The organism is Allostigmatella hybrida (assembly GCF_020103775.1).
Lineage (GTDB): Bacteria > Myxococcota > Myxococcia > Myxococcales > Myxococcaceae > Hyalangium > Hyalangium aurantiaca.
Window position 1 is genome coordinate 1 of the sequence record NZ_JAHXBH010000036.1, and the last position, 26,421, is coordinate 26,421.

General features: G+C 68.9%; 24 protein-coding genes, 2 tRNA genes and 4 pseudogenes. 15 read left to right on the forward strand and 15 right to left on the reverse strand.

Annotation, left to right across the window (positions count from 1 at the left end; genetic code table 11):
* Positions 1-129: 129 nt before the first annotated feature.
* Positions 130-330 (forward strand): annotated as a pseudogene (locus tag KY661_RS32850) (IS4 family transposase); the annotation flags it as partial.
* A 213-nt stretch (positions 331-543) separates the two neighbouring features.
* Here the strand turns inward: KY661_RS32850 and KY661_RS32855 are convergent.
* Positions 544-1,440 carry an AraC family transcriptional regulator gene (locus tag KY661_RS32855; protein ID WP_225413959.1) on the reverse strand — a complete coding sequence of 299 codons (897 nt, stop codon included), beginning with the start codon at positions 1,438-1,440 and terminating at the stop codon, positions 544-546.
* Between the two features lie 137 nt (positions 1,441-1,577).
* On the opposite strand from KY661_RS32855, the gene KY661_RS32860 reads away from it, so the two are divergent.
* The 5 genes from KY661_RS32860 to KY661_RS32880 all read left to right on the forward strand — a co-directional run bounded on the left by KY661_RS32860 (position 1,578) and on the right by KY661_RS32880 (position 4,001).
* Positions 1,578-1,766: a hypothetical protein gene (locus tag KY661_RS32860; RefSeq protein WP_225413960.1), complete on the forward strand. Its 189-nt coding sequence runs from the start codon at positions 1,578-1,580 to the stop codon at positions 1,764-1,766.
* Positions 1,763-2,506, forward strand: coding sequence for an SDR family oxidoreductase (locus tag KY661_RS32865; protein ID WP_225413961.1), 744 nt, complete (start codon positions 1,763-1,765; stop codon positions 2,504-2,506). Before KY661_RS32860 ends, KY661_RS32865 begins: the two co-directional genes overlap by 4 nt.
* A 57-nt stretch (positions 2,507-2,563) precedes the next feature.
* Positions 2,564-2,959 (forward strand): hypothetical protein, encoded by a 396-nt coding sequence (locus KY661_RS32870; RefSeq protein ID WP_225413962.1) that lies wholly within the window; start codon positions 2,564-2,566, stop codon positions 2,957-2,959.
* The gene (locus KY661_RS32875; RefSeq protein WP_225413963.1) at positions 2,950-3,270 is read left to right on the forward strand and encodes a hypothetical protein; all 321 of its coding nucleotides are present in this window, start codon (positions 2,950-2,952) and stop codon (positions 3,268-3,270) included. The genes KY661_RS32870 and KY661_RS32875 overlap by 10 nt, the downstream gene beginning before the upstream one ends.
* A gap of 188 nt (positions 3,271-3,458) precedes the next feature.
* The gene (locus KY661_RS32880) at positions 3,459-4,001 is read left to right on the forward strand and encodes a hypothetical protein (RefSeq protein ID WP_225413964.1); all 543 of its coding nucleotides are present in this window, start codon (positions 3,459-3,461) and stop codon (positions 3,999-4,001) included.
* Here the strand turns inward: KY661_RS32880 and KY661_RS37845 are convergent.
* The 3 genes and pseudogenes from KY661_RS37845 to KY661_RS37850 form a co-directional block, all read right to left on the reverse strand.
* On the reverse strand, positions 3,998-4,153 hold the full coding sequence (locus tag KY661_RS37845) for a zinc-binding dehydrogenase (RefSeq protein ID WP_225414010.1): 156 nt from the start codon (positions 4,151-4,153) through the stop codon (positions 3,998-4,000). The genes KY661_RS32880 and KY661_RS37845 overlap by 4 nt on opposite strands.
* A 117-nt stretch (positions 4,154-4,270) precedes the next feature.
* The gene (locus KY661_RS32890; protein WP_225413965.1) at positions 4,271-4,909 is read right to left on the reverse strand and encodes a glutathione S-transferase family protein; all 639 of its coding nucleotides are present in this window, start codon (positions 4,907-4,909) and stop codon (positions 4,271-4,273) included.
* Positions 4,910-5,257: 348 nt separating this feature from the next.
* Positions 5,258-5,386 (reverse strand): annotated as a pseudogene (locus tag KY661_RS37850) (aromatic-ring hydroxylase C-terminal domain-containing protein); the annotation flags it as partial.
* 116 nt (positions 5,387-5,502) lie between these two features.
* Between KY661_RS37850 and KY661_RS32895 the strand changes: the two are divergent.
* Positions 5,503-5,961, forward strand: a pseudogene (locus KY661_RS32895) (transposase); the annotation flags it as partial.
* A gap of 100 nt (positions 5,962-6,061) precedes the next feature.
* Here KY661_RS32895 and KY661_RS37925 read toward each other — a convergent pair.
* Positions 6,062-6,217 (reverse strand): annotated as a pseudogene (locus KY661_RS37925) (transposase zinc-binding domain-containing protein); the annotation flags it as partial.
* 352 nt (positions 6,218-6,569) lie between these two features.
* Positions 6,570-6,637 (reverse strand) — tRNA-Arg (locus KY661_RS32905).
* A 290-nt stretch (positions 6,638-6,927) separates the two neighbouring features.
* Between KY661_RS32905 and sitA5 the strand changes: the two genes are divergently transcribed.
* Both sitA5 and KY661_RS32915 read left to right on the forward strand, forming a co-directional pair.
* Positions 6,928-8,247 (forward strand): SitA5 family polymorphic toxin, encoded by a 1,320-nt coding sequence (sitA5, locus tag KY661_RS32910; RefSeq protein ID WP_263437562.1) that lies wholly within the window; start codon positions 6,928-6,930, stop codon positions 8,245-8,247.
* A complete protein-coding gene (locus KY661_RS32915) occupies positions 8,247-8,471 on the forward strand; it encodes a DUF2283 domain-containing protein (RefSeq protein WP_225413966.1) in 225 nt (74 codons plus the stop codon). The genes sitA5 and KY661_RS32915 overlap by 1 nt, the downstream gene beginning before the upstream one ends.
* A 207-nt stretch (positions 8,472-8,678) precedes the next feature.
* Here KY661_RS32915 and KY661_RS32920 read toward each other — a convergent pair.
* Positions 8,679-8,751: transfer RNA gene (locus KY661_RS32920), tRNA-Asn, on the reverse strand.
* Between the two features lie 138 nt (positions 8,752-8,889).
* Here KY661_RS32920 and KY661_RS32925 point away from each other — a divergent pair.
* From KY661_RS32925 to KY661_RS32950, 6 genes are all read left to right on the forward strand, one after another.
* Complete coding sequence (locus KY661_RS32925) at positions 8,890-10,077, forward strand: RsmB/NOP family class I SAM-dependent RNA methyltransferase (RefSeq protein WP_225413967.1); 1,188 nt, start codon at positions 8,890-8,892, stop codon at positions 10,075-10,077.
* Between the two features lie 72 nt (positions 10,078-10,149).
* Positions 10,150-11,061 (forward strand): S66 peptidase family protein, encoded by a 912-nt coding sequence (locus tag KY661_RS32930; RefSeq protein ID WP_225413968.1) that lies wholly within the window; start codon positions 10,150-10,152, stop codon positions 11,059-11,061.
* Positions 11,058-12,236, forward strand: coding sequence for a serine hydrolase domain-containing protein (locus KY661_RS32935; protein WP_225413969.1), 1,179 nt, complete (start codon positions 11,058-11,060; stop codon positions 12,234-12,236). The genes KY661_RS32930 and KY661_RS32935 overlap by 4 nt, the downstream gene beginning before the upstream one ends.
* Complete coding sequence (gene mpl / locus KY661_RS32940) at positions 12,229-13,695, forward strand: UDP-N-acetylmuramate:L-alanyl-gamma-D-glutamyl-meso-diaminopimelate ligase (RefSeq protein WP_225413970.1); 1,467 nt, start codon at positions 12,229-12,231, stop codon at positions 13,693-13,695. The genes KY661_RS32935 and mpl overlap by 8 nt, the downstream gene beginning before the upstream one ends.
* A 2-nt stretch (positions 13,696-13,697) precedes the next feature.
* On the forward strand, positions 13,698-14,261 hold the full coding sequence (locus KY661_RS32945) for a TlpA family protein disulfide reductase (protein WP_225413971.1): 564 nt from the start codon (positions 13,698-13,700) through the stop codon (positions 14,259-14,261).
* 16 nt (positions 14,262-14,277) lie between these two features.
* Positions 14,278-15,096 carry an inositol monophosphatase family protein gene (locus tag KY661_RS32950; protein ID WP_225413972.1) on the forward strand — a complete coding sequence of 273 codons (819 nt, stop codon included), beginning with the start codon at positions 14,278-14,280 and terminating at the stop codon, positions 15,094-15,096.
* Here KY661_RS32950 and KY661_RS32955 read toward each other — a convergent pair.
* From KY661_RS32955 to KY661_RS32990, 8 genes are all read right to left on the reverse strand, one after another.
* Entirely contained in the window at positions 15,093-15,704 is a 612-nt protein-coding gene (locus tag KY661_RS32955; RefSeq protein ID WP_143101274.1) for a polysaccharide biosynthesis/export family protein, read from the reverse strand. The genes KY661_RS32950 and KY661_RS32955 overlap by 4 nt on opposite strands.
* Positions 15,705-15,714: 10 nt before the next feature.
* Complete coding sequence (locus tag KY661_RS32960) at positions 15,715-16,980, reverse strand: hypothetical protein (protein WP_225413973.1); 1,266 nt, start codon at positions 16,978-16,980, stop codon at positions 15,715-15,717.
* 205 nt (positions 16,981-17,185) lie between these two features.
* The gene (locus KY661_RS32965; protein ID WP_225413974.1) at positions 17,186-17,725 is read right to left on the reverse strand and encodes a hypothetical protein; all 540 of its coding nucleotides are present in this window, start codon (positions 17,723-17,725) and stop codon (positions 17,186-17,188) included.
* 87 nt (positions 17,726-17,812) lie between these two features.
* Entirely contained in the window at positions 17,813-19,162 is a 1,350-nt protein-coding gene (locus KY661_RS32970) for an AgmX/PglI C-terminal domain-containing protein (RefSeq protein ID WP_225413975.1), read from the reverse strand.
* Between the two features lie 21 nt (positions 19,163-19,183).
* Positions 19,184-19,438: a hypothetical protein gene (locus KY661_RS32975; protein WP_075004704.1), complete on the reverse strand. Its 255-nt coding sequence runs from the start codon at positions 19,436-19,438 to the stop codon at positions 19,184-19,186.
* A gap of 11 nt (positions 19,439-19,449) precedes the next feature.
* A complete protein-coding gene (locus tag KY661_RS32980) occupies positions 19,450-20,751 on the reverse strand; it encodes a tetratricopeptide repeat protein (RefSeq protein ID WP_225413976.1) in 1,302 nt (433 codons plus the stop codon).
* Positions 20,748-24,077, reverse strand: a complete 3,330-nt coding sequence (locus KY661_RS32985) for a tetratricopeptide repeat protein (RefSeq protein WP_225413977.1) — start codon at positions 24,075-24,077, stop codon at positions 20,748-20,750. The genes KY661_RS32980 and KY661_RS32985 overlap by 4 nt, the downstream gene beginning before the upstream one ends.
* On the reverse strand, positions 24,077-26,419 hold the full coding sequence (locus KY661_RS32990) for a tetratricopeptide repeat protein (RefSeq protein ID WP_225413978.1): 2,343 nt from the start codon (positions 26,417-26,419) through the stop codon (positions 24,077-24,079). Before KY661_RS32990 ends, KY661_RS32985 begins: the two co-directional genes overlap by 1 nt.
* Positions 26,420-26,421 lie beyond the last annotated feature (2 nt).

Genomic DNA, 26,421 nt, shown 5'->3' on the forward strand with positions numbered 1-26,421 from the left:
AGATGGAAAGCCTTGAGAACTCTCCACTTATCGGTCGGTCGCTACGCGGTGTTCCCTCTACCCGTGATCGATCCGGGATAGAGGGCTGTTGCTGCGAATCAAGGAGGCCCCCACGACTGGAGAGGTGTGATGGCCGTTGATGCAATCCTTGAGCGGTTCGTGAAAAAATGCCCTGTCAGTGTCATGGCACGGCTGGTGCTGCAGCATGCCATCAGCACGGAGTGGATGGACTCATTGTTCGAGGCGCATCGGCAGCGGCAGTACACCCGGGAGTTGCTGTTCTCCACCGTGGTGGAACTGAAGTCCGTGGTGGCTATGGGATTGCGTCCCTTATCGAAGAATAGAAATTCCAGTGACTTGCAATCGAAGCGCTTCGATCTCACTCCCGAGCGGGGAAAAGCGGGACCGCGTCATGTCCATCAACCTGCGCGACGTCTGGACCTGCATGAAGTACGAATTGCAGTAGGTGTTCCGGCAGGGACGCGGCTCCATTGTCAACAACGCCTCGATGGGCGCGGTCCTCGGCGCCCAGGGGCTTCCCGCCTAGCTCGACCGCGCATAGCGGCCCGGAGACTGGCCCACATGTCGACTAAACGCCGTCGTGAAGGTGCTCGCCGAGCTGTACCCGACGCGCTCGGCGACCTCTGTGATGGCGAGTTCCCGGCGGCGAAGCAGCCCCCTCGCAACGGCCATCCGCCAGCCCAGCAGGTACTCCATGGGGGGCAGACCCACGGTGCGCGTGAAGCGGTCGAAAAACGCCGAGCGCGAGAGGGCCGCGCTCTTCGCGAGCTGCGCCACCGTCCACGGCCGCGTGAGGTGACCATGCATCTGCCGTATCGCGGGAGCGAGCCGCGCATCTGCCAGGCCGCGCAGGAGCCCTGGAGGCGCGTTGGCGCCTGGTGTCGAGCGCAGCGCCTCGATGAGCAGTAGCTCCACGAGACGCGTGAGCACGAGGTCTCGGCCCGAGCGCTGGTCGCTCGCCTCGTCGCGGACGAGCTGTACCAGCGCCGAGAGCCGCTCCACGCCGCGCACGTGCACAAGAGCCGGGAGCAACGACACCAGCAGGGCCGCGTCAGGCGAGTCGAAGACGAAGTAACCGCCGAGCATGCGCACGTCGGGACGGCCGCCACGCGTGCCGTAACGCACCTCCCCCTTCGGAGAAGGCGTCGCCTTGGCGTCGATGCGCTCGGGTACCACCGGCTCGAAGCCGGACAGGGTGAAGCCCGGCGTCGCCGGCAGGAGCACGAAATCGCCCGCCTCGAGCGTGAGGGCGGGCTGGCCGTTGACAGCAAGCCGGCAGCTTCCTTCGAGCACGGCACTGAAACTCGGCTGGCCAAAGTCCGAGTAGCGAACCCCCCAGCGGCCTGCTCCGCTGATGCCCTTCGAGAAGACGGCTCGTGGTTGAAGCAGGGAGATGACTTCCGAGAGTGGGTCGGCCACGGCCGGACTCTAACAGAAGAAATATGGACCATGCATGGTGGAGAGTCCTGACGGCCGCAAGTACCTTGGGACCATCAACGCCGCGTGAATCGCGGCAGGGAGTCGACATGAGGGCAACGTACGGATTCCGGGCGACAATGACTGCTCTCCCGGGAAGGGGCGATGTCACGGAGGGGGGAGCCACGAAGGAGGCGCACGCCACGAACTTCGCGAGCCCACGGGCCCAGGCACTTCTCGCCGAACTTGCCCCGCTCGTCATTGGCGAGGCGCAGTATCAGGACGAAGTGCCCGCCGGCGGCAAGCTCAACGCGGGAGGGTTGTCATGAAGACGGTGCTCATCACGGGTTGCTCCTCCGGCTACGGACTCGAGACCGCGCGCCACTTTCACGCGCAGGGCTGGAATGTAGTCGCTACCATGCGAACCCCACGCGAGGATGTCCTCCCTCGTTCGGACCGGCTGCACGTGGTGCCGCTCGACGTGACGAAGCCCGAGAGCATCGCGGAGGCGCTGGAGGCGAGCGGACCCATCGACGTGCTCGTCAACAACGCGGGCCTCGGGCTCATGGGGGCCTTCGAGGCCACGCCGATGGCCACGGTGCGTGAGGTGTTCGAGACCAACGTCTTCGGGGTGATGGCGATGACGCAGGCAGTGCTGCCCCAGTTTCGTGCACGCACGTCGGGCGTGGTCGTGAACGTGACGTCCAGCGCGACGCTGGCGCCGATGCCGCTGGTGGCCGTGTACACCGCGAGCAAGATGGCCATCGAAGGGTTCACGGCGTCGCTCGCGTTCGAACTCGAAGCCTTCAACCTGCGCGTGAAGCTCGTCGAGCCGGGCTATTGCCCGAGCACCCGCTTCACGAGCAACGGAGGTGCTCGCATGGAAGGGCTGTTTCCCGAGGCGTATGCGCCGTTCGCACAGCGCATCTTCGCTTCATTCGGGCAGCCGGCCGCGGTGACGCGTGAGTCCGACGTGGCCGAAGTGGTGTGGCATGCCGCGAACGACACGTCGGAGAAGCTCCGTTTCCCCGCGGGTCCTGACGCGGTTGCGCTGGCCCGGCCGGCGTGAGGAACTGGGGATGCTCTGCGCCGCTGGCTCATCGACGCCGCCTTTCTGGGTGTCCGTGTGAGCGAGGTGAGCGTGGCTTTTGACGGGGAGCCGCTCCCGGTGGCGCAGGGACAGATCGGCCTATCCGAGTCCGCGCCCGAGGAGGCGCTCTGGCGGCTTGCGAACACCTCGGTGGAGCGTTTCGGGTTCACCCTCTCGCTGCCGCCGGAGAGGGGAGGGGAGTTGGTGGTGCGGGGCGTGGTGCGGCTGGAGCGGTGGTTCCTGCCCTCGGGGTATGTGTGGCCCGCGGTGCAGGCGCGCGGGGATGTGGGATGCCGGACCCGCGTGGCGCTGCAGGCCCTGGGCTTGAGTTCACCCCTTCCTCCGCTGACGGCTACCCCCCTCGGGGTATTGCCCTGCCCGTGCCCGATGCCTACTGCGCGCACGGGGGAGCCCCCGCGCGGATGCGGCTGACGGAGGATGCCGACGGCCGGCGAGCGCTGACGGTAAGGGTGTTCGTCCACGAGAGGCGGGGCGACGTCGCCGAGCTCCAGCCCGCAGGCGCTGAGTGGCGCGTGCGGTGGCTGCGTGGGACGGCGGACCTCAACAGCCTGGGCAACGGCACGGCCACGGTGCGGGTGACGGCGCCGGGGCTGTACCTCGTGCGGAGCGTCGCGAGTGCCCGGCGTGGCCGGTACGCCTACGTCGAGGTGACGGAGGTCGATGGCGCCCTCCACGCTACCCGAGGCCAACCTGAAGAGCCGGGGGCCGGAGGCAGCGGATGACGAGGTGCTGCGGCTACGGGAGCGCCACGACTTCCTCTCGCCGAGTCAGGCCCGGCGGGAGCTGATGCAGCGGCGGGCGGCCTGATGACAGCCACCCTGGTGTCTCATCAATCCGATGCGGTACAGCCTGCGGTACGCTGGCAACGCACGAGGGCGCCCCGGCGCACTCGCGCTCCCATGGAGAGAGCATGAGCCCACCGGACCACCCGCCCTTCGACACCGTGGCCATCGTCGCCAGCGTCAAGGCCGCGGCCAAAAAGACCTGGAAGGAGTCCGTGGATACGAGGCGGGAGAATCCAGCCGACGCCGGGTTCATCAGCTGGGATACCCGCCTCAGCGACCCGCTTCCCATGACGTGGCCCCTCGTGGAGCCGACGTTTGCCTTCTACGCGTACGCGAGAGGCATGAATCCCATGCGCCTGCGGGACGGGGAGTTCGTTGGCCCCACCTGGGCCAGAATCACCTGGTCGACGCACGGCCAGAAGCTGGAGCTCATCCGCCTGGACACCCGGCTCACGTCTCACGGAGTCCAGGGCGTACGGCCGCTGCGGAAGGAGGAACTCGAGATTCTGAGGGTGAAGCCGCTCGAAGTGCTCCTGGGCCCGCGGACGAAGGCTGAGGATCAGCAGCTCAAGTCCTATTACTGCCTCCAGCGCTCCGTCGGAAACATCCCCCCCGAAGCAGTCACCGCCCATGCCGCGTTCTTCGAGTGGCTAGGCTGTGGGCCCTAGGCTTCCGCTCCGATGGTGAGGACGACGCGCCCCAGGTTCTCCCGACCCTCCAGGGGTTGGTGGGCCCGCGCGGCCTCGGCGAGCGGGAAGGTGGCGTGCACCACCGTGCGCAGTCGGCCCGTACTCCACAGCTCCAGTACCGCGAAGCTCAGCCCGGCTGCACGTCCGGCTGCTTCGCCAGGAACGCGGGCAGCTTGTTGCACGCCGCCTTGATGCGCACCCGCATGGGAAACGGCGCCAAGTCCGCCCCGAAGCGCTGCGCCCCGCTCTCAGTCCGCTTCGACGCGGTCGCAGTAGGCGTCGAACGTCTTCTTCCAGGCCGGGCGCGCGATGCAGCGCCTCTGGAAGGCGAGCACGTTTGGATAGTCCTTGACGACACTCTCGTCGACGCCAGCGCCCAGCACATGCGTCATCAACAGGTCCGCGACTGTGAACTCGTCGGTCGCGACGAACTCTCTGCCCGCGAGCCAGCCGTCGAGCTGCTTCAGGCGCATGTCCCCCCACTGGTGAAGCGCATCGCTTGCCTTGGTGCCCTTGCCGCCGTTCAGGTCGGCGAACCACGCGGTCAGGATCGGGACTTCGATCGTGTTCAGCGCCGCGACGCACCAGCGCAGCACCTGCGCTTCGCCGGCGAGGTCGCGCGGCATCAGCTTGCCGCTCTTGCGGGCGAGGTAGAGCAGGATTGCGCCCGACTCGGTGACGACCACGCCATCGTCGTCGATCACCGGAACCTGTCCGAACGGATTGAGCGCGCGATACGCGGGCGTATCGAGGTCGTGCTTCGGATGATCCATCCCCACGACCTCGTAGGGCAGACCCATCTCCTCCAGCGCCCACAGCACGCGCAGGTCGCGGGTCTTGCCGCGGGCCATCTTGTTCACTCGGGAGAAGCCGTAGACCTTGAGCATGCGCGCATCCTACTTCGCGCGCAGATGGCTCGTGCAGGTCTCGTTGGGTGTCACCTCACCGCCGATTCCGGCCGGCGCCTGCTCAACCGGCTGACAGGGTGAGGACCTCCTCCACCTGTCGTCGACACTCCTTGGACGAAGCCCCGGGGTTGTAGTCCGCCAGCGCTTTCGCCCGAGTGGGTAGAAGTACCGGAGGCTCGCCCACCCATGCCGCAGCTGGCCCCCGGACTCGGACCTCAATAACTGGAGGATGGGCTCTTCGTACCTCGCCAGATCCTCGTCGCGCCGTCCCAGCTCAGCTAGAATCAGATGGGAGATGTAGTACCCCGCTGAGATAAGCGAAACACGCTACGTCGCACGCGGAGGCCCGAACCATCGAGTCAGGGCCTCACGCAGACCCTGGTTCGTGCCCTCCCCGACCCACGCGACGTGTCCGTCCGGTCGAATCAGCACCGCAACGCGCGCCGTGAGCCTGCCCCGGTTTTGGGGCTTTCCCGCACTTTATGTGCTTCAGCAACGGTGAGCAGGCAAGCGCTCTGGGGGGGCCGGCCGGATTTGGCCAGGATCCACACGAAGTGCGGGAGAGCCACTAAATCGGGGCAAGCCCACTGACGAACCAAGCACCGGACGTGGAGCACTTCGTGCCGCTGATGGAGCAGGTGGTGGAGAACTGCGCAGGAGTACCCGGGGTGGTGACGGCCGACGCAGGCTACTTCAGCGAGGACAATGTGGTGAAAGGCACGTGCCTGGGAATCGATGCGTACCTGGCCACGGGGCGGCTGAAACACGGCGAAGAGCCCGTGCCGGTGAGGGGCAGAATGCCCCAGGACTTGAGCCTCAAAGACTGGATGGCCCGACGACTGAGGACGAAGAAAGGCCGGGCGGTGTACGCGCGTCGAAAGGCGGTGGCAGAGGCACCCTTTGGACAAATCAAGCAGGTGAGAGGCTTTCGGCAACTGCTGCTGCGAGGGCTGGCAAAGGCTCGCGGGGAGTGGGCGCTCATCTGCCTGACCCACAATCTGCTGAAGCTGTACCGCGCCACGGTCGCTGCGTGGCGGCGGGCTCGCTCCCCGTGGAGGAATCAGGCGCCGAGCCGTCCGCCCGACGCCCCTGGCTCGTTAGCTCAACACACTCCTAGCCTCGCACCTGCGCCCGCTTCGCGTTGCAGGAGGGACACACCCCTCGGCCCTTGCACGAGAAGGCGACGAGCAGTTCGTCCTTGCAACTCTCACAGCGCACCCGCGCGAAGCCGTGTGCCAGCACTCCGCATTCCAGGTACCGGGCAAAGTCCCGCTCCACGTACCGGGGCAGGCCGCGCTCCACCTCGCTCGCCTCCTCCATCAGCGTGGCCAGGTTCTCCCTCACCGCCTCGTACAGCACCGTCCCCTCCGGCTGCCTGCGCCGCTACTCCCACCCGCGCTTCTCCACCTGCCCCCTCCCCAGCCACACCTCGTCAGGGCTCACGCTACGGAGGGGCTCCCACGGGCTTGAGTGGAGCCCCTTACTGCTCGGGGGTTCGAGGCGCGACCGAGACAGCGCTTCAGGAGGGGCAAACTCGGTACCAAACGGGTACCAAATCCAGCGAACCCGCCTGAACGTCACTGAACGCCACCGGACAGAAAAAACGCCCTGCTTCCACGGACTTGGGAAGCAGGGCGAGTGGCCCCGACTGGAATCGAACCAGTGGCCTGCGGTTTAGGAAACCACCGCTCTTTCCCGCTGCGAGCTTCCGCGCCGTGGGCCGCATGGCGGTGTGGCTGGAGCTAACGAACCCAGAAGGGCGCGACGCCGTGGACGGTGGAAGACGCGAAGCTGACGCTGGAGGGTAGGCGGGACGGGCCACTGCGGGTGCTGTCGGTGTGGAGGAGGTGGGCGCCTTGCCTGCCTGGGAGGCCACGGCGTGCTCACCTGGGCGGGCGCCCTATCCGCAAGGTCTTGGCGGCTGCCCCTGCCAGTGGGTTCTGGTCGCTGCCCTGCCGCTCCCCCGAGCATGAAGCCCTTTGCGGCTGGGGGGCTTCTTGAAAGTGCATCGTGCCGTGGTGCTGGTGCTGCTGGCCTTGGTGACGGGCTGCGCCTCGGGGCGCGTGGTACGCCTGGAGACGGGCCGGGGCCCTCCGCTCGTCTTCAAGCCAGGCAGTGACGAGGCCGAGCCGGTGGAGTTGGAGCGGCGCGAGTTCAAGGAGGCCGTGGCTCGGCTGGCGCGGGAGAGGCGGCCCTCGGCCAACCCGCCGGGGGCCGCTCGGCGACTCTTCGGCGTGGACGCCCGCAGCGGTGCCTACCTCTTCAATCCGCGCACCCACCGTGTGACTCCGCTGGAGGGCTCCGCACTGGAGCCCGACGCGCCGCAAGCAGAGGTGGAGTTGACGAGGGCCTATCTGCGCTGGTGCGAGCGCACCGGGAGGACGGGCGACTGTCTGCGTCTGCTGGTGGAGAGCCCCGTCGTCAACGGGGACGGCCGTTTCGCTCTGGCCCTGGCCCTCGCCAAGGGCGCCGTGCTCGACGAGATGCTGGAAGCGTTCAAGGACATGGCCGATCCACACGCCATGGTGGCGGCGGTTCTCTGGACCTGGACGACGTACATGGTCCTCCTCTCCATTCCCGACGTAACGGTCTCCAAGGGCCTCGCGGCGGCGATGACCGCCACACTCATCGCCTACGTGGGCGTTGACTCCTTCTGGGGTCTCGTCGTGGGCTTCAAGCGGCTGATGGACGAGGCGGACCGGGCCGCCAGGTTCAACGAACTGCGCGAGGCCGGGGAGCGCTACGGCAAGGTGATGGGCCGCAACGCAGCGCGTGCGTTCGCCATGCTGGCCACGGTGGCTCTCGGCAACACGGCGACGGGGTTGGCGGCGAAGGTGCCGACGCTGCCCGGCGCGATGCAGGCGGCTGCGCAGGCGGAGACGCAGCTGGGAATCAGCCTCGCGGCAGTGGGGGAGGTAGAGACGGTTGTCGTGAGTGCCGCGACCGTCACCATCACCCTCGCCCCCAATGCGGTCGCGATGTCGGCCGGAGGTGGCCAAGACAACGATCATGCCTCGGGTGAGTTGACAAGAGGCGCATCGGATATTCACCTCGAAAAGGTAGTCAACAGCAACATGCCGCACGCGGCGGAACGTGCGGTTGAACGGGCTGGTTTCTCAAGCGTGCAGGAGGCCCGCGCGGCTTTGCAGGAGTTCGGCCGACAGATCGAGAAGTCGGGGCTTCCGCCCGGAACCATTCGAGACACGGCCCACGTGGACCGCGTCATCGTTCCTGGTTTTGGCCGAGGAGGTGCGGTCGTCTATCAATTCAGGGATGGTGTATTGAAGCTGAAGACCGTTTTGCAGTGGAGGCCGTAATGGGGCAGGCGGATTCCAAGAAGACGCTCGGGCGCTTCGATCTGCGAGTCTCCGAGGACGATCAGGACGTAGCCTATTTGCGCCTCCCAAGTCACCCCGGTGAAATCTGCAAGATGTCGAAGTCGCTCAGGCTGACCGAACTCATGGGCTCCTACACGGGCCCTGAGGTGGTGCTCGACTTCGACCAGGATGGAGTCTTGGTCGGAATCGAGATCCTGGCGTGATGCCCTGCCGCTTGTCAGCGTGTCCGCGCTCGCCCATCTCTTGGATGGCGTGCGTCGCGTAGAAGCGCATCGTCGTCCGCGGACTCTTGTGGCCGAATGAGCGCCTCTACTGGGAAAACCCTTGGGGAGTGCCCAAATTTTGCCCACGGAGAGGGGAGGGCAAAAGAAGAGGGCCTTGGACTTTCGCCCAAGGCCCTTCGAATCTTGCTCCCCGACGTGGACTCGAACCACGGACATGGTGATTAACAGTCACCCGCTCTACCAGCTGAGCTATCGGGGAATATGTCCGCCGCCGCGACCGAGGCCGCTGCGGCGAGGTGCTTTCTAGAAAACGGAGCCGGCTCTGTCAACAGTCCCTTTCGATCCTCTCGCACGTCTGCGTCTCCAGCCCTGGTCCGCCCTGGCCGGAATCGCCCCTGTGGCCGGGGAGGCGCTGGACCGCGTCCTCTCGGGGACCCCTGCGGAGCGCGTCCTGGACCGGACTCTGCGGGAGCACCGGTCCCTCTCCCGGGAGCAGCGCCAGGCACTCAAGGAGGCCACCTTCAATGTCGGCCTGTGGCGGCGGCGGCTTGGCTTCCTGCTGGGGCGAGAGGAGGCTCCTGCTCCCTGGCTCCTCTATGCCTTCTTGCACAGCCTTGCCGGGGTGGCCTCTGGCGAGGCTGCTGCCTGGGCTGGGCTGGAGGCGCCGGTGCCCCTGGTTCCGGAGGTGCCTCCCTCGCTCGCCTTGAGGGCGTCCCTTCCGGATTGGCTCGCGGACCACTTCGTCCGCGAGTGGGGCTCCGAGGCCGAGGACTTCTGTGCCCACCTCAATGTCCCGGGGCCTATCACGCTGCGGGTGAACCTCCTCCGGATTTCGCGTGAAGCGCTGGCGGCTCAGTTGCGCTCCGAGGGCGTTCAGACCCGGCCGGGGACGTGGAGCCCCCTGGCGCTCCACATCGAGGGAGCGCGGCCCAACCTCTATGGCCTCAAAGCACTTCAGGAGGGGCTCTTCGAGGTTCAGGACGAGGGCAGTCAGCTCCTGGGCCTCCTCGTGGAGGCGCGCCCGGGAGAGACCGTGCTCGACCTCTGCGCCGGCGCGGGGGGGAAGACGCTCCAGCTCGGCGCCGCCATGGAGAACCAGGGCCAGGTGCTGGCGTATGACCCGGATGCCGGGCGGCTCGACCGGCTCTTGCTGCGGTGTGCCCGGGCCGGACTGTCCCGGGTGCAGGTGCTCCGGGCACCCCCCGGGGGGCTGAGCGTGGACCGGGTGCTCGTGGATGCGCCTTGCTCCGAGCTGGGCTCGCTGCGCCGGGGGCCCGACCTGCGCTTCCTGAAGACCCCGGCGGTGCTGGAGGCGTTCGTTCCCCTCCAGCGGGAGCTGTTAGCCCAGGCGGGAGCCCAGGTACGTCCAGGTGGGCGGCTCGTCTATGCCACCTGCACGGTGAACCGGGCCGAGAACCAGGACCGCGTTGCCGAGTTCCTGCGCCAGCGGCCGGACTTCCGGCTCATTCGCCCCGGGGCGGGCTGGCTTCCGGATGCGTGCCTCCAGGAGGGTTTTTTCCTCTGTGCGCCCCACCGGCAGGGCACGGATGCCTTCTTCGCGGCCGTCCTGGAGCGCTCGGGGTAGGGGAGGGCGGGGTTGTGGACGCTTGCTTTCCCGGCGCCCTCGAAGACCCGTGCCCCTCTTGCGCTGGGTGCTATGAAGGCGCCCGTGCGCTGGCAGAAGCCGCTTCCCCTTCGTCCTCGTGACTCCGTCCACGTCGTTGCCCCCGCTGGGCCCTTCGACCGGGCCGGGTTCGAAGCGGGTCTGGCCGTCATCGGGCAGCGGTACTCGCCCGTGTACGGCCCGGACCTCTTCTCGTCCTACCGGTACCTCGCGGGGGAGGATTCGCGGCGCCAGGAGGAGCTCTCCCGGGCCTTGAGGGACCCCCGGTGCCGCGCCATTTTCTGCGCCCGGGGCGGCTACGGGAGCATGCGCTTGCTGCCCGGGCTTCCGCTCGCGGAGGGCGGTGCCTCGGCCCTCGTGGGCTTCTCGGACATCACCGCGTTGCACCTCGCGCTTCAGGCCCAGGGCCGGGTCTCCGTGCACGGCCCCGTGCTGACCCAGCTCGGCAAGCAGCCCTCCGAGGTGCATGAGCGGCTCTTCCACCTTCTGGAGTCCCCCTCGCCCGCGCCTCCCCTCTCGGGCACGGCCACCTTCGTGGCGGGCACCGCCGAGGGGCCGCTGCTGGGGGGCAACCTGGCAGTCCTGACGAGCATGGTGGGCACGCCCTACCTGCCCTCGTTCGAGGGCGCCGTGCTCCTGCTGGAGGATGTGGGCGAGCGCCCCTACCGGTTGGACCGGATGTGGACCCAGCTGCGCCTGGCCGGGCTCTTCCGGCAGGTGCGGGGCATCGTCCTGGGCGACTTCACCGTGTGCGAGGAGAAGGGCGCGGAGTACTCAAGCGTGGACGTGCTGCGCTCGCTTGCCGAGGAGGAAGGGTTGCCCTGCGCGGCGGGTTTCCCCATCGGCCATGGGACGCTGAACTTTCCCGTTCCTCTGGGCGTCTCCGTCCGGCTGGAGGCGGATGCGGCCCGGCTCTCCTTCCTGGAAGGGGCGGTGCGCGAATGAGCCTCATCGGTGGCTTGCAGTCCGTGCTCGAAGAGGCCGTGGAGCTCAAGATCTTCCCGGCGGCCCAGGCCGTGGTGCTTCACCGCGGCGTCCAGGTGTTTGGCGGCGTGGCCGGCGCGGCCACGGGTGGCACGCGGTTCGACCTGGCCTCGCTCACCAAGGCGCTCTGCACGGCCCCGCTTTTCCTGCGGCTCTGGACGGACGGCAAGCTGGGCCCCGAGACGCAGGTGGCGCGGTTCTTCCCCGGCTCTCCCGTGGGTGAGGCCGGGGCCACGGTGGCGGACCTGCTGTACCACCGCTCGGGCTTGCCTCCCTTCGTGCCCTTCTTCGCCCAGGTGCTCACCTCCACCCCGGAGCTGCTCGACCCGGCCTGCCCGCCTTCCGTCCGGGTCCAGGCACGCGAGGCGCTCGTCCAGGCCGCCGCGAGCACCCCGCTCGCCGCCCCCTGCCGCACCCGGGCCGCCTACAGCGACGTGGGGTTCATCCTCCTGGGGGAGATTCTCTCCCGGGCGGCCGGGGCGCCGCTGGAGGTGCTCTTCCAGCGCCATGTCGCCGAGCCGCTGGGGCTCGGGACGCGCTTCCACCGCCTCTCGGAGCAGCCCCTGGATGGGACCGTCGCGCCCACCGGCGCCACCCGTCCCCGCGAGCCCGCTCCCGGCCAGGAGGGCCTGTGGGGCGAGCTGCCCCGCCGGGCCAGCGCTCCGGGCGAGGTGGACGACGACAATGCCTGGGTGATGGACGGCGTGAGCGGGCACGCGGGGCTTTTCGGCACGGCGGTGGACGTGGCCCGCTTCGGGCAGGCCGTGCTGGAGGGGTGCGCGGGCAGTCCCACGCTCGCGCCCGGGCCCTTGTGGCACCGCACGCTCGCCACGGATCCGCTCGTGCCGGGCAGCACGCGCTCCATGGGCTTCGACTCCCCCGCGCTGGAGCACTCCAGCGCGGGCCAGTTCATTGGCAACACGCCCCCGGGTGCCGTGGGGCACCTGGGCTTCACCGGGACCAGCCTCTGGGTGGACCTGCGCCGTGCGTTGGTGGTGGCGCTCGTGACGAACCGGGTGGCCCATGGCCGCCAGGAGACTCGCATCCGCGAGTTCCGCCCCGTCTTCCACGACCTGGTGATAGAGGCCCTGGGCCTTGAGAGACTCGACGAACCGAAGCAAGGGAATCATGGCTGACGACAACGGAAACGTCCTGGAGACCATCGAGCCTGGTGCCGTGCGCCGCATCCACCTGCTGGGCGTGGCGGGCACGGGCATGGGCTCCTTCGCCGGCATGCTCAAGGCGGCCGGCTACGAGGTGACGGGCAGCGACGAGAACGTCTATCCCCCCATGAGCGACATGCTCCAGGCGTGGGGCATTCCCGTCGTCACCCCCTACCGCCCCGAGAACCTGGACGCGGCCAAGCCCGACCTCGCCATCATCGGCAACGTCATCCGCCGGGTGAACCCCGAGGCCACCGAGGTGCGCGCCCGCCGCCTGCGGCAGATGAGCTTCCCCGCGGCGCTCGGCTCCCTGTTCCTCAAGCAGTCCCACTCGGTGGTGGTGGCCGGCACCCACGGCAAGACGACCACTTCCTCGATCATGGCGCACGTGCTGGTGGCGGCGGGCAAGGACCCCTCCTTCCTGGTGGGCGGCGTCACCCAGAACTACGCGGGCAACTACCGCGTGGGCAAGGGGCCGCACTTCGTCGTCGAGGGCGATGAGTACGACACGGCATACTGGGACAAGGGCTCCAAGTTCCTGCACTACCAGCCGCGCACCGCCATCCTGACCAGCGTGGAGTTCGACCACGCGGACATCTTCCGGGACCTGCCGCACTACGAGGCCACCTTCGAGAAGTTCGTGCGGCTCATCCCGCCGGACGGGCAGCTCGTGGTGTGCGCGGCCTACCCGAACGCGCTGCGGATTGCTGGCGGTACGCGGGGCCGGGTCGTCACCTATGTGGCCCGTGAGGGCGCGGAGGCGGACTACACGCCCCGGAATGTCTCCTTCGGCGCCGAGGGCGCGCGCTTCGATGTGGTGGAGCGGGGCACGGTGCTGGGCACGGCGCGCATGGAGCTCACGGGCCTCCACAACGTGGAGAACGCGCTGAGCGTCATCGCCGCGGCGCGGGGCCTGGGGCTCTCCTTCGAGGAGATCGCCCAGGGGCTCGCCAGCTTCCGCGGGGTGAAGCGCCGCCAGGAGGTGCGCGGCGAGCCCGGCGGCATCCTGGTGGTGGACGACTTCGCGCACCACCCCACCGCCGTGCGCGAGACGATCGCCGCCATCCGCCACCGCTACCCGGAGCGGCGGCTGTGGGCAATCTTCGAGCCGCGCTCCAACACCAGCCGCCGCAACATCCACCAGGAGGACTATGCCCACGCTTTCACCGGCGCCAACCGGGCCAGCCTCAAGGTGCCCGAGCGCCATGACAAGGTGCCCACCAACGAGGAGCTGAACGTGCCCCAGCTCTGCGAGGCCCTGAAGGCCCAGGGCATCGAGGCCGACCACGCCGCCGACGTGCCCACGCTTCTGGAGCGCGTGGCCCGCGACGCCTGCAAGGGGGACGTGCTGCTGGTGATGAGCAACGGCTCCTTCGGCGGGTTCATCGACAAGGTGCTCGCCGCGCTCCAGGCGCAGGGCGGGGAAGGTTAGCCATGCGCACCGTGCTTGGAGCCTGTGCCTTCCTCGTGCTGACGGCGTGCGCGCGGAACTCGGAGCTGCCGTCTCTCGTCGAGGACCGGCAGACCCAGCGCTCGGCCCTCTCCGGGGAAGGCACCTCCAACAAAGGGGCGCCGCTGCATTTCGAGGTGAAGCGCTACCCGGGCGGCGAGCCCTACAGTGTCGCGAGCGACCGGGGCAGCGTGGTGCTGCTGGATGTGTGGGCCACCTGGTGCGAGCCGTGCCGGGACTCCCTGCCGCTCTACGAGCAGCTCGCCAAGGAGTACGGCCCCCGCGGCCTCAAGGTGTACGCGCTGAACGTGGATGAGGACGAGCGCGCCATTCCCGCCTTCGTGGCGGCGACGAAGGTGGCGCTGCCCATCCTCGTGGACGCCAACGCGGCCGTGGCGGAGAAGACGCTGAAGGTGCGGATGATGCCCTCCACGTTCCTGGTGGACCGCCGGGGCGTGGTGCGCTTCGTCCACGAGGGCTTCACGGAGGAGTTCCTCCAGAAGTACCAGACGGAAATCGAACAGCTCCTCGCCGAGCGAGCGGAGTGAAAAGGAGGACCCGTCCATGGAACAGGAGACGCCCGCGGCGCTGCGCCGCATCGCGGAAGAGGCCGCCCGGCTCGCGGGGAAGATTCTGGCCGAGCGCTTTCTGGGCGAGCGCACCATCGAATTGAAGGGCAGCCCCTCGAACCTGGTGACCGACGCGGACAAGGCGTCCGAGGCCGCGCTGCTCCAGTTCCTGCACGCGCGCTACCCGCACCACGCCATCCTGGCCGAGGAGAGTGGCGCCTCCCAGGGCACGGGCCTGCGGTGGCTCATCGATCCGCTGGACGGCACGACGAACTACGCGCACCGCGTCCCGCACTTCTGCGTCAGCCTGGCCGTGGATGGCCCGGATGGCGTGCGGGCCGGCGTGGTGTATGACCCCATGCTCGACGAGCTCTTCTCGGCGGCCCGGGGCGAGGGGGCCACGCTCAACGGCCGGCCCCTGAAAACCAGTGACACCACGCAGATGGAGCGGGCCCTGCTGTGCACGGGCTTCCCCTACGACTTGCGCGAGCGGCCCGAGGGCCCGTTGGGGCTCTTCAGCCGCATCGTCCGCCGGGCCCAGGGCATCCGCCGCACGGGCAGTGCCGCGTTGGACCTGGCCTACGTGGCCGCTGGGCGCTTCGATGGCTTCTTCGAGTTTGGCCTCAAGCCCTGGGACATCGGCGCGGGCTCGCTCCTGGTGCAGGAGGCGGGCGGGCTGATGGCGCAGATCGACGGGCAGCCCTTCGATGTGATGCGCGGGGATGTGCTGGCGAGCGCGCCGGGGCTGGCCACGGAGCTCCAGCGCGAGTGCCACCTGTTCCTCCAGGAACTGGGCCGCCTGCCGCGCGTCTAGAAGAAGCTCTCGGGGATGAAGATGATGTCGCCGGGCTGGAGGAGGAAGTTCTTCTCCCGGCCCACGCCGATGTCCTCCACCGGCACGCGGATCTTCCGCTCCTGCCCGTCCACCAGCCGCGTCACGTTGGTGCTGTTCTTCGCCGCCAGCTTGGTGAAGCCGCCCGCCAGGGTGATGGCCTGGATGATGTTCATCTCCCCGTCGTAGGGGAACGTGCCGGGCTTCTGTACCTCTCCGAAGACGAAGATCTTCTTGGAGTTGTACTCGCGGATGAGCACCGCCACCTGGGGGTTGCGCAGGTAGCGGGCCAGGCAGCCGCGCAGCGCGTCCGCGGCGGTGCTGGAGGTGCGCCCCGCCAGCTCCACCTTGCCGCACAGCGGGTAGTCGATGGTGCCTTCCGGCGACACGAGCCAGATGCCCGAGTGGTCCGGCTCCTGAAAGACGCGCACCTCCACCACGTCCCCGGCCCCCAGGGTGTTGCTCGTGCTGGCGGACGCCCGGGCCTCCTGCTCCGTGGGCAAGGGGAGGTCCGGCACGCGGGGCGCCGAGCGGCACGCCAGGGCCGCGGTCAGCATCCAGGGCAATAGGAGGGCAGGGGAGAGGCGCATCGGTCAGGGCTCAGTACACCAGGGACACCCGAAGGTACGCCTCGTTGCGCGTGTAATTCAGGCCCGTGCCGTCCACCGAGGAGGAGCGTGAGCCCAGCAGGTACCCCACCGCGCCGAGCAGCCACGGCTTGAATGGGTAGTCCGCCCCCACATCCAGGCTCACCAGCGTGTCCGAGCGCGGGTCGGCCTCGTCATAGAAGCCCAGCAGGTCCAGGGCCACCAGGCCGTGCAGCGTCAGCTTGCCCCCCAACAGGGTCCGGGCCTCGGCGAAGAGCCGGTCGTTGCGGTACAGCCCGTAGGCGGCCACCGGGCTCAGCGTCCGGAAGTAGCCTGCCTTGAAGGTCATCGTGGGGCTGAACATGTACGTGCCGTCGAGCTGGGCGATGAGCGTGCTGCCGCCCGAGTCCGCGAAGTCGTAGCCCCAGCCCAGCTTCGCGGTGGCACTGATCTTCGGAGACACCAGCCCCGCGAGGCCCGCCGACACGCGCAGCAGCAGCGCATCCGGTGAGTTGCCCCGGAAGTAGCTGCGGTAGTCCAGGTCCGAGTCCAGCACCACCGCCGTCTTGGGCAGGAAGCGCCAGCGCCCATCCAGCCCCGCGTGCAGCGTGCTGTTGTCGAAGTTGTCGACCTCCAGCGGGTTGCACACGTCCTCCTCGCACCCCACCGGGATGGACTCTCCCACGGGGGAGAAGAACTCCACGGCCCAGGCCGCCTCGGGCGTGATTTCGAAGGCGCCCCCGCCCGGCTTGATGGGGACGCTGGCCCGCAGCTCGTTGAAGAGCGACAGGACGCCCGCGCCCAGCGCCACGTTGCGCGTCTGGTCCGTGCGCAGCAGCCGGTCGGACACCACCAGTTGCAGGGGCGCATCCGGGTTGAAGGTGGCCGTCAGGTCCGCGGCCCCCTCCAGGTGCGAGGCGTTCACCGACGGGGCCGTCAGCAGCCCCGTGTAGCGCACGTACTCCAGGAACGCCGTGGCGTTGACGGACATCCGCGAGGAGGGCAGCTCCAGCTTCGCCCCGGGCCGCACGCGCAGGACCAGCTCGCTCGCGAGGTTGTCCGAGACGTCATTCGGATCCGCGGTGGCGGTGTCCGGGAAGTAGCCCACGCCGGTGTCGAGCCGGGTCTCCAGCTCCAGGAAGGGGTGCACCCGCCCCTCGCCCACCTTGAAGCCGTTGCCTCCCGGGGCGCTGGTGGGGACCTGCGCCGAAGCGGCGATGGGCAGGAGCATCGCCAGCAGCGCGCACACGGCTCCTCGGATGTGTCCAGGCTGCATCATGGCTCGGACGAACATTCCGGGAAACGCTTCCCCGTTTCCTTCCCTGGCAAGAGACCTGCGACGCGTCATAACACGCAGCGTCGAGGCCCCCAGGAAAATTGAAACCCCTGCTGCCCCGGAAGCGGGGGCCACTGTGGTAACGGCTGATCAGGTTGCAATTATCGGCTGTGGCCGTATCCCGGGCGCTGTGAGCGCGCTCACAGGCTCAGAGGGTCGGGCTCGCGGGCGGCGGACGGGCGATGACGTTGCCGGGAGGCCGGGGCTGGGTGGGGTCTCCGCCGGGCAAGTCCCGGGGCTCCTCCACGTCGACGGAGAGGTTCTCGTCCGTGCGGAACAGGAGCTGGCCGACGCACTCCTCGGTCTCGGCGTTGAGCTGGGACACCTTCTGCCGGGCGATCGTCACCTTGGTGTACTCGTGCTCGCTGGAGGTGCTGTCCCGGCGGGCCACGGCTTCCTGGAGGGCGACGTCCGCCTGCTCGGAGATGCGCAGCAGGCCTTTGATTTGCGTGAGCTTCTCGTTGACGCAGTTGAGCTTCACCACGTCCTTGGTGCTCCGGGCCTCGACGAGCTTGGCCTGCACCTCGGTCAACACCCCGCGCATGACGCCAAGCGCCTGGGCGCTGCGCTGGAGCTTCTCCGCGTCCGGCACCTCACTGGCCCGCTCCACGGGGGGCCGCGCCGGGGCCTCCTGCGCGAGGGGGGCTCCCGCCGCGAGCAGGACGGCCAGGGATCCAAGGATGCGCAAGGGGCGGCTCAACCGTGACTCCAACCCAGAAAGGGAAATGGGTGCCGAGCGTAGGAGTGGCCCGGGGGGGTGTCAAACCCTCCCTGCCTAGCCCGCGGGGGAGAAGACAAACGGGTAGGCCACGGGGACTTCATCGTCCGGCTTGAAGGGGAAGACCCAGCTGCGGATGACGGTGCGGATGCAGCTGCCCACCGCCTCGTTGCCCAGCGTGTTCTCCTCCACGTCGATGTCGCTCGTGCGGCCCGAGGGCTTGATGTTGAAGCGCACCACCACCTTGCCCTTGAGGTTGGGATTGCGCTTGAGCTCCTTCTCGTAGCAGTTCTGGATGGCCTTCAGGCGCGCCTTCACGTAGCGCGACAGGGCCTCCCGGTCCACGTCCGAGCTGTCTACCTCGGGGGCCGCGTCCCTCACCCGGCCCACCACCGCCACCTCTTTCTTGGTGCCCAGGTCCACGTTCCCGCCGCCGCGCGTGCCCACCTCGCCGATGCTCGCCACGTTGCCGGTGCCGCCGCCCTTGGGGCCGCCGGCCGCCAGGGACTCCGTGGTGGCCACGCCCACGCCGCCCGCGCCCGCCAGCGCCTCGGCGATTTCATTGCCGCCGGTGCCGCTGCCGAGGATGTCCGCGAACGCGCCGCCGCTGCCTCCTCCCGAGGAGCCGAGGATTTTCAGCAGGCCCTTGCTGGAGACCTTCTTGGCGAGCTCCGCGCGCTGCTGGGCGGAGTTCGCGGGGCGGGGGGACTCGGGCTTGGCCTCCGTGGGAGGCTTCTTCTCGGCGGGCTTCTCGGCCGCCTCGTCGTTGGACGCCGGGGCCGCCTCGGCCACCGGCTGCTCCTGGAGGCGCTGCTGGGGGATGATCTCCGCCCGGACGAAGCGGTCCTCCAGCTCGTCCAGAGACAGCTCGGGCTCGACCGGGGGGGCCGAGGAGACGATGAAGATGCCCCACGCCATGTGCAGGAGGAGCGAGGCGGCGAGGATGCCGAAGAAGGCGCGGTCCATCGTCTTCCAGGCGCCCCCCTTCACGCCGGGGGGAAGCGCGGGCTTCTCCGTCTCCTGCGGGGGCATGAACTGGAAGAAGAGGGTGACGCCGCCCACCTCCACCTTGCCGCGCGCGGTGTCCTCCAAGGGCAGCACGTAGACGCTGCCGCGCTCCTGCGCGAGCCCCTGCTGGCGCACCCGGGCGAGGTCCAGGTCGTCCTTGCCCTGGTGGACCCGGCCCTGCATCGTGTCGTCGAACACCAGTTGGTACTGGTTGTTGCGGTTCTCGAAGAGGGCGAACTTCGCGGGCAGGTCGTCGTGCGGCGGCAGGATGAGGGTGTTCTTCCCATCGTGCCCGATGGTGATGTCCTCACGCTGGACGTGCCGCTCGTCGAGAATGCGGCCGCCTTGGATGAGGCCGACGCGCAACACCTTGCTGTGCTGAGGCTGAGGAGACGCCATGGAGTCCGTGAGAAGGCCGTCCTAGAAGGGTTGCTTGTCCACGCTCTCGACGACCTGGGGCACGAAGCTCTCGGGACGGTTGAGGTCTTCGAAGTTCAGGTTCGAGCGTTGAAGAATGTAGAAGGCCTGGGGCTTCTGGATCTTGCCCTCGACCGTGAGGGCATCCAAACGGATGACCTTCTTCTTCTTGGCCCCCTCGTCGGCGGGCTTGTCCTTGTCCTGCGCGAGCGCGGGGACGGCGGCGGTCATCAGCAGGAGGGAGAGAAGGGTTTTCATGGGCCCAGGCGCTATTTCTGGCTGTCGGTGGCCAGCTTACCCGAATTGGAGGGAGATGTCAGGGAGTTACCCACAGGGGCGCGCTTCTCGCGTTCCCGGCGGCGCTCCTCCCTGTCAATGCCCTTGCGGGCATCCTTGAGGTACTGGTCCACCCGTTCGTCCTTGCCGCCCTGGGCGCGGTACTTCTCGAAGAAGGCGATGGAGGTCTGGAAGCGCTCCAGGGTGTCCAGGCCCTCGGGCTCCAGATCCAAGTAGAGAATGGCCAGGTTGAACAGGGCATCGGCCAGGGTGGGCTGGAGCTTGAGTGCCTGCTCGTACTCGGAACGGGCCTGGGCGAACTGCCCCAGCCCCCGGTAGGCATTGCCCAGGTTGAGCCGCGCGGAGGCGAAGTCGGCGGCGGACTTCACGGCGGCCTCCAGCTCCTTCACCGCCGAGGGGTAGTCCTGGGTCTCGTTGAGCAGGGCGCCATGGTTGTTGCGGGCCTCGGCGAAGTCCGGGCGCAGCTGCACGGCGCGCTTGAAGCTCTCCAGGGCCAGGGCGCGCGCGTTGAGCGTGAGCTGCACCACGCCCAGGGCGTTGTGGGTGGCGGCATCCTGGGGCGCGATGGCCAGGGCGTTCTCCAGCACCATGTGGGCCAGCTCGTGCTTCTTCTCGAGCGAGTACACCTGGGCCAGCACCTGCATGGACTTCACGTGGCGCTCGTCCACCTTGAGGGCGCGCTTGGCCTCGGCGGAGGCCGCGTCCAGCTTGCCCTGGTGGAGCAGCGTAAAGGCCAGCGCCGCGCGGAGGGTGACCGCGTCCGGGCGGGCCTCCAGCTTCTGGCGCAGCTCCGCCTCGATGGCCGGGGCCCGGCCGGTGCGGCAGAAGAGCCGGGCCAGGTAGTCCCAGGCGGCCTCCTGGTCCGGCTTCAGCTCCAGGGCCTTGCGGTAGGCGCGCTCGGCTTGCTCCAGCTTGCCCTTGCGCTCGCGCACCACGCCCAGGTTGGTCCAGGCATAGTCGAGCGTGGGGTTCGTCTTCAGCAGCGCTTCCAGGCCGCGCTCCGCCGTCTCCCACTCGCCCCGCTGGGCGACCCCCACCGCCTGCTCGAAGTCCGCGCGGGACTGGGCATCCGGCGGGACGCTGGCGGGCGGGGCCGGGGCGGGGGCCTCGGGGGCGGCCTCTGCCAGGGGCGTCTCCGGAGCTTGGGGGGCCTGGGCGTCCGGAGCGGCCGTGTCCTCCGTCTGAGGCGCGGGGAGAGGGCGCGGCGCGGGGGCCGAGGCACAGGCGGCGCCCAGCAGCCACCCCAGACATGCGCAGAGCCGGAGCGGCCTCACTTGCCACCTCCCGTGCTCAGCTTCTGCGTGGGCTCGCTGGCGCCGGGCGCGGGGCCGGAGAGCTGGCCCACGAGGCCCTCGGGGTAGGCCGTCGCGGAGGCAATGGACTGCTTGGGCTCCTTGAGCACGGGGTACTCTTTGGGGCGGAAGCGGTTGAGCGACTCCAGGGTGCGCCGGGACCACTCGTTGGACACGTGGCTCTTGCGCACCTCCTGCAGGGTGGCCGCGTACTTCTCCACGGCCTTGTCCTCCACCTCCGCGGTCTGCTGGGCGAGCAGGTCCTGGTAGGCCACCACGGCCTCTTCGCCCAGGCGCTTCACGTCCGCGGGCACGGGCGTTTCGATGATGGTGTTGGCGAAGCGCTCCAGCACGTAGCCCTTGCGGTACGAGGCCGCCAGGGACCACTCCAGGCGCTTGAAGGGGAAGACCTTGTCATAGGCGCTGTTCACGGCTTTGACGCCGTTGCGCTTGGCCTCGAAGCTCCGCTCCAGCGCCTTGCCCCGGCCGCCAATCTTCAGCGTGTCGAACTCTTTGAGCTCCAGCTCGGCGAGCTGGAAGCGGCTGAAGGCGGCGGCCTCGGCGGCCCGGGGGTGGGTGTCGGGCTTCATGCCCCGGCGGTTAAACTCGTCCGCCGCCCGGGTCCACGACCGCCGCGCGTCGCGCTCCTTGTCCACCTTCAGGAACGCCTCCCCGAGGCGCTTGTGGGCTTCCACCACCAGCTCCGCCTGGGCCGGCTTGTTGGAGAACGTCCGCACGAAGGCGTTCAGCTCGCGCAGCGTGCGCCACCAGTCCTGGTGCTTCTCGAAGATGAGCGCGGCCCGGTACTGGTTGCGCGGCGCGTCCTCGGACTTGGGGAACAGCTCCACCAGGCGCATGAAGGCCCGCGCCGCCTCGGGGTAGCGCTGCTGGGCTTCCAGCAGCCGCGCCGCGTTGAAGAGCGCCGCCTCGCGGTCCTTCGAGTCGGGGTAGTCCTTCACCAGCTTCTGGTAGCTGGCGACGGCCTTGTCGAAGTCGTAGGACTTCTCCGCGTTGACCGCCACGCGGAACAGCGCCGCGTCCGCCAGCTTCGAGGTGGGGTACTCGCGGTAGATGCGCTCGTAGAGCTTGAGGGCCGAGTCGAACCGGCGCGTGTTCTCGTAGGCGATGGCGGCGTTGTTGAGGGCCTTGTCCGCGAACTCGTGGCGCGGGGCCTCCTCCACCAGCAGGAGGTACTTCCGGGCGGCCTCGTCATACTGGCCCGCGGCCAGGAGCTGGTCGGCCAGCTTGAAGCGGCCGGAGAGCTTGTACTTCACCAGCTCCTTGTAGAGGTTGCTCGACGGGTCGATGACGTCCTTGTTGGCGATGAGCCGGCCGCTCACCTCTTCGACGCTGCGCCAGTCCTTGTCGATGAGGAAGCTCTCCACGATGAGGTTGGTGGAGAAGCCCGCCACCTCATGCTTGGGCCAGTTCTGGACGATGGCCTCCAGGCGCCGGCGCGCCTCGGGAAAGTCGTTGTGGGCGTAGAACAGCTCGGCGGCCTTGTAGGCGATGCCTGGGCTCTTCTCGTCCCGGGGCAGCTTCTCCACGTACACGTCCGAGCCCGCCACCAGCCGCGTCTCCGCGTCCGACAGGGGCAGCCGCTCGATCTGCTGCGCCTCGGCCAGCTCGCTGGCGCGCAGGGCCTTGTACTGCTTCGCCTTGCCCTCCTGGACATCCCGCGTGAGCTGCTGCTGCCAGGCGAGCACCGTGCTGAAGGCCGCGTCCTTGAGGAAGCGCGTGTCCTTGGGCCAGTCGCGCACCTGCTCGTAGTTCGCCGCCGCCAGGGAGAACTGGAGCGAGTGGTAGAGGCACTCGGCGTAGTAGAAGCGGATCTCGTACGCGTTCGGGCTGTGGGGGTAGCGCTCCAGGTAGTTGCCGTAGGACGCCGCGGCCACTTGGTAGCCCGCCCGGACCTGCTCGGGCGAGCCCTCCTTCTTGAGCGCGAGCGCCTGCTGGTGGTGGTAGATGGCGGCGCTGTAGAGGCTCTTCTCCGCCATGGCGTTGGCGGTGGCCAGCGCCTCGGGCGAGTGCGCGTTCGCCTTGTACCAGTCGCTTCCCGGGCTGTAGAGCCGCGCCAGCACCTCCGCCTCGGCGAAGGACTCGGGCAGCTTCCGGTCCCGCTCGTACGCCTCGACGATCCGCTGCTGGAGCCGCGGCGCATCCGGCGCCAGGGGCTCCTTCTGGAGCGCCCGCCGGTAGGCGGTGATGGCATCGGGGTGGTTGGTCTGGTCGAACCAGACGTTGCCCAGGCGCCGGTAGAGGTCGGCCTCGTAGGGGCGGGGGCCCCGCTGGGCGAGGATGGCCTCGGTCCTGGGCAGGCCGCCCCAGGTGTCATCCGCCAGGGAGACCGCGACGTACTGGAGCGCCTCCTCGCGCAGGTCTCCGCCCCCGAAGCCCTTGCCCTGGGCCTGCTTCTGGGCCTCGTAGAAGTCCGCCAGGTCCAGGAAGCGCGCCACCGCATCGCCGAAGCGGTCCATGCGGTAGTACGTCCAGCCCAGCTTGTAGAGCGCCTTGTCGTAGAGCGGGTGGGTGGGGTCCTTCGTGGCGGCCTCGTAGGCCTGGGCCGCCTTGGCCAGCACTTCCGGGCCGCTGTACGCGTCGAAGTAGTGCTCGCCGATGCGCACCCAGGCCTCGATGGCGAAGCGGCTCTTCGGGTAGCGCGCGATGAGCTGCTGGTAGGTGGTGTGGCTCTCGTCGAACTGGTTCTGCTTCTCCTGGCAGTAGCCCAGCAGGTACCAGGCCCCGTCGTTGAGCCGGTAGTCCGGAAAGTCGTGGATGAGCCGCTGGTAGAGGGCGATGGAGAGCCCGAAGTTCACCGCGGGCTCCTCGGGCGGCTGCGCGTTGTCCGGCAGGCTCTGGAGCTTCTGCTCGTGGGCGCTCAGGGCCGTCAGGTGCTCGTCGCTGGAGCGCTCGTAGTACAGTTCCGCCAGGCGGAACATGACGTCCGGGGTGTGCCGGGGCTCGCGCGGATAGCGCTCCAGGAACGCCTCGAACTGGGCAATGGCCGCCAGCCGCTCCTGGCGCTCGACGGCTTCCAGCGTGCCCAGGTTCTCCTCATAGGAGGTGGTCAGCTCGCCTCGCCGCGCCTCGTACCGGCGCTCCATCAGCCGCCGCGCTTCGAGCCGGTACTCGCGGGCCTCGGCCTCATAGGCCTGGAGGGCGCGGCTGAGCTCTTGGAGCAGCGCCTCATCCTCCGGCGTGCGGCCCATGCCCTCCAGGTAGCGGCCCTGCGCGGGGGCAGGGGAGGGCGGCTGGGAGGAGGCCACCCAGGGCACCAGCGCCAGCAGCATGGGGAGCAGGCGCCGCATCACTCGCCGGTGTCCTGGAGGGAGTCCTGGAGGCTCTTGTCCAGGGCGCGCACCGCCTCGTCCTTCTGGACGGACAGCGCCTGGATCTGCTCCGTCTTGTCCTGCTTGCGCGTGAAGGCCACGTCCACGAGGCCCAGGTCCCCCTTGAGCACCAGCTCGTAGAAGTGCTGGCGGACGCGGCGGAAGCTGTCGAAGGCGATGCGGCCCACGAGGTTGCGCGCGTCCGCCGAGGCGGTGGCCGTCTCCGCGTCATACCGCGTGAGCAGTGCCTCCTCGGCCCGGACCTTGTCCTGGATGATGCGCACGCGGCGCTCCCGCTGGGCGAGGAGCACGCCCTTGGAGGCGGCCACCCGGGCACGAAGCCCGTCCGCGCGCTCGCGAACCTCCTGCACGTGCGCCATCTGCCGGGCCACGTCCTCGGGCAGCCGGCTGGAGATGGAGGCCAGCAGCAGGTGCTCGCGCTGGAGCACCCCGTAGAACTGCTGGCGGATGGTCTCCTCGCCCGCGACGAAGGAGGCCACGCGGGTGCGCTCGTCGGAGAGCTGGGCGCGCGTCCGGGCCAGCTCCGCCTTCAGCTCCTCCTGGAGGTCCGTCTCGATCTGGATCTTCCCGAGCACGTCGATCTCCGCCTCGGACGGCGGCTTCTTCGGGTCGCGCGAGTCGGCCAGCCACTTGAGCACCGAGGCCGTCACGGCATTCTGGCTCTGCAATTCGTAGATGAGCCGGAAGGCCTCGCGGTCCAGCGTGTCGACGCGGGCCTGCATCCGCTGGCGCCGGGTCTCCTTCTCCTCCAGCGTGGTGGGCAGCAGGGCGAAGCGCTCGGCCACGGGCTCGCGCTCCCGGCGGAGGGCCTCCAACTGCTGGCGCTCCTCGGGCGTGAGGTGCTCCAGCACCATGGCCGCCTCGAGCTGCACCAGCACCTGCTCCATCCGGATGAGCCCGCTCTCCACGGCGTCCACCCGGTTGTACCCCTCGTGCAGCTCGGGGAAGGCCTCCCAGCCCTGCTTGGCCAGGGTGTCGAGGACGCGCGTGGCCAACGCCCGGGCCTCGGTCACGCCCTGCTGGCCCTTGGCGAGGTCTCCCACCAGCCGCGAGGCGTCGGAAATCTCCTGCTGCGTGGTGGCGTAGCGCAGCGCCACCGGGGGCAGCAGCGTGCCCAGCTCCAGCGTGCGGCTGCTCTCGGACAGCAGGTTGTCGAAGTAGACGACCGGATCGCTCGTGCGGGTGAGCAGCTCGTCGAGCTGGTCCTTCACCGGCCGGTAGGCGGTGATGACCTGGTGGTAGCTCTCGGTGGCCTCGTCGTAGCGCCGCATCTTGAGCAGCAGGTGCGCCTGAAGGAGCTGGGCGTCGGGCACCCGCGTGGACTCGGGCGCCATCTGCAGCAGCAGGTCGACGGCGTTCTTGGCGGGCTCGAAGCGGCCCCGCTTCACCTGCGTCCAGGCAATCTCGTAGAGCGTGTCCACGAAGTAGTCGCTGTCCCGGGGAATCTCCTGGTAGCGGTCCAGCGCCTCGTCCAGCCGTCCACTCTCGTAGAGCAACCGGCCCATGGAGAGGTTGGCGAGCTCGCGGATGCGCCGCTCTTCCCGGCTGCTGGCGGGCAGGGCCGTCACGGCGCGGAAGCGCTCGATGGCGTCCGCGAACTCCCCGGCCTGCACGGACAGCACGCCCAGGTGGTAGGCGCTCTGGCGGGGGATGAGCTCGTTGGGGGCCTGCGTCAGCGGCTCGAACGCGGCCCGGGCGCTGCGGATGCGCTCCGCGGGGGGCAGGTCCGCGCGCTTGAAGAGCCACTTGGCGTACACGTACGCCAGCTCGGGCGGGAGCTGGCCTCCGGACAACTGCCGGGCCTGTTCGATGTACGAGTCGATGTCCTCGAACTGGTTGAGGCGGCTGGCGACGCTCAGGTACCGCGAGAGGCCGTCCTTGTAGCGCTCCGTGGGGGGCAGGGAGAGCTGCTGGCGCAGGTACAGCCGCGCGCCGATGAAGTTCTGCTGCTGGTAGAGCGCGTCGGACAGATAGAAGAGCGCATCGGCGTAGCGCGGATGGCGCTTGAAGGCCGGTTCGCTCACCAAGTCGTAGAAGAGGACCGACGCCGAGGCCCAGTCGCCCAGCAGGTACTGAATCTCTCCATCGGAGAAGCGCCGCAGGTGGCTGCCGTCGTCCGTGGGCTCGGGGCGCTGGGTGAACTGCGTCTCGACGAAGCGGATGTGGGAATCCGCGTTCTGGAGTTGCTCCTCCACCTGCTTCAGCGGCAGGGCGTCCGCCGCCTGCGCGTGGACACGGCCCGGCGCGGTGGCGAACAGCAGGGCCGTTGCGGCGAAGGCCAGGACGCGCGAGGTACTCACCG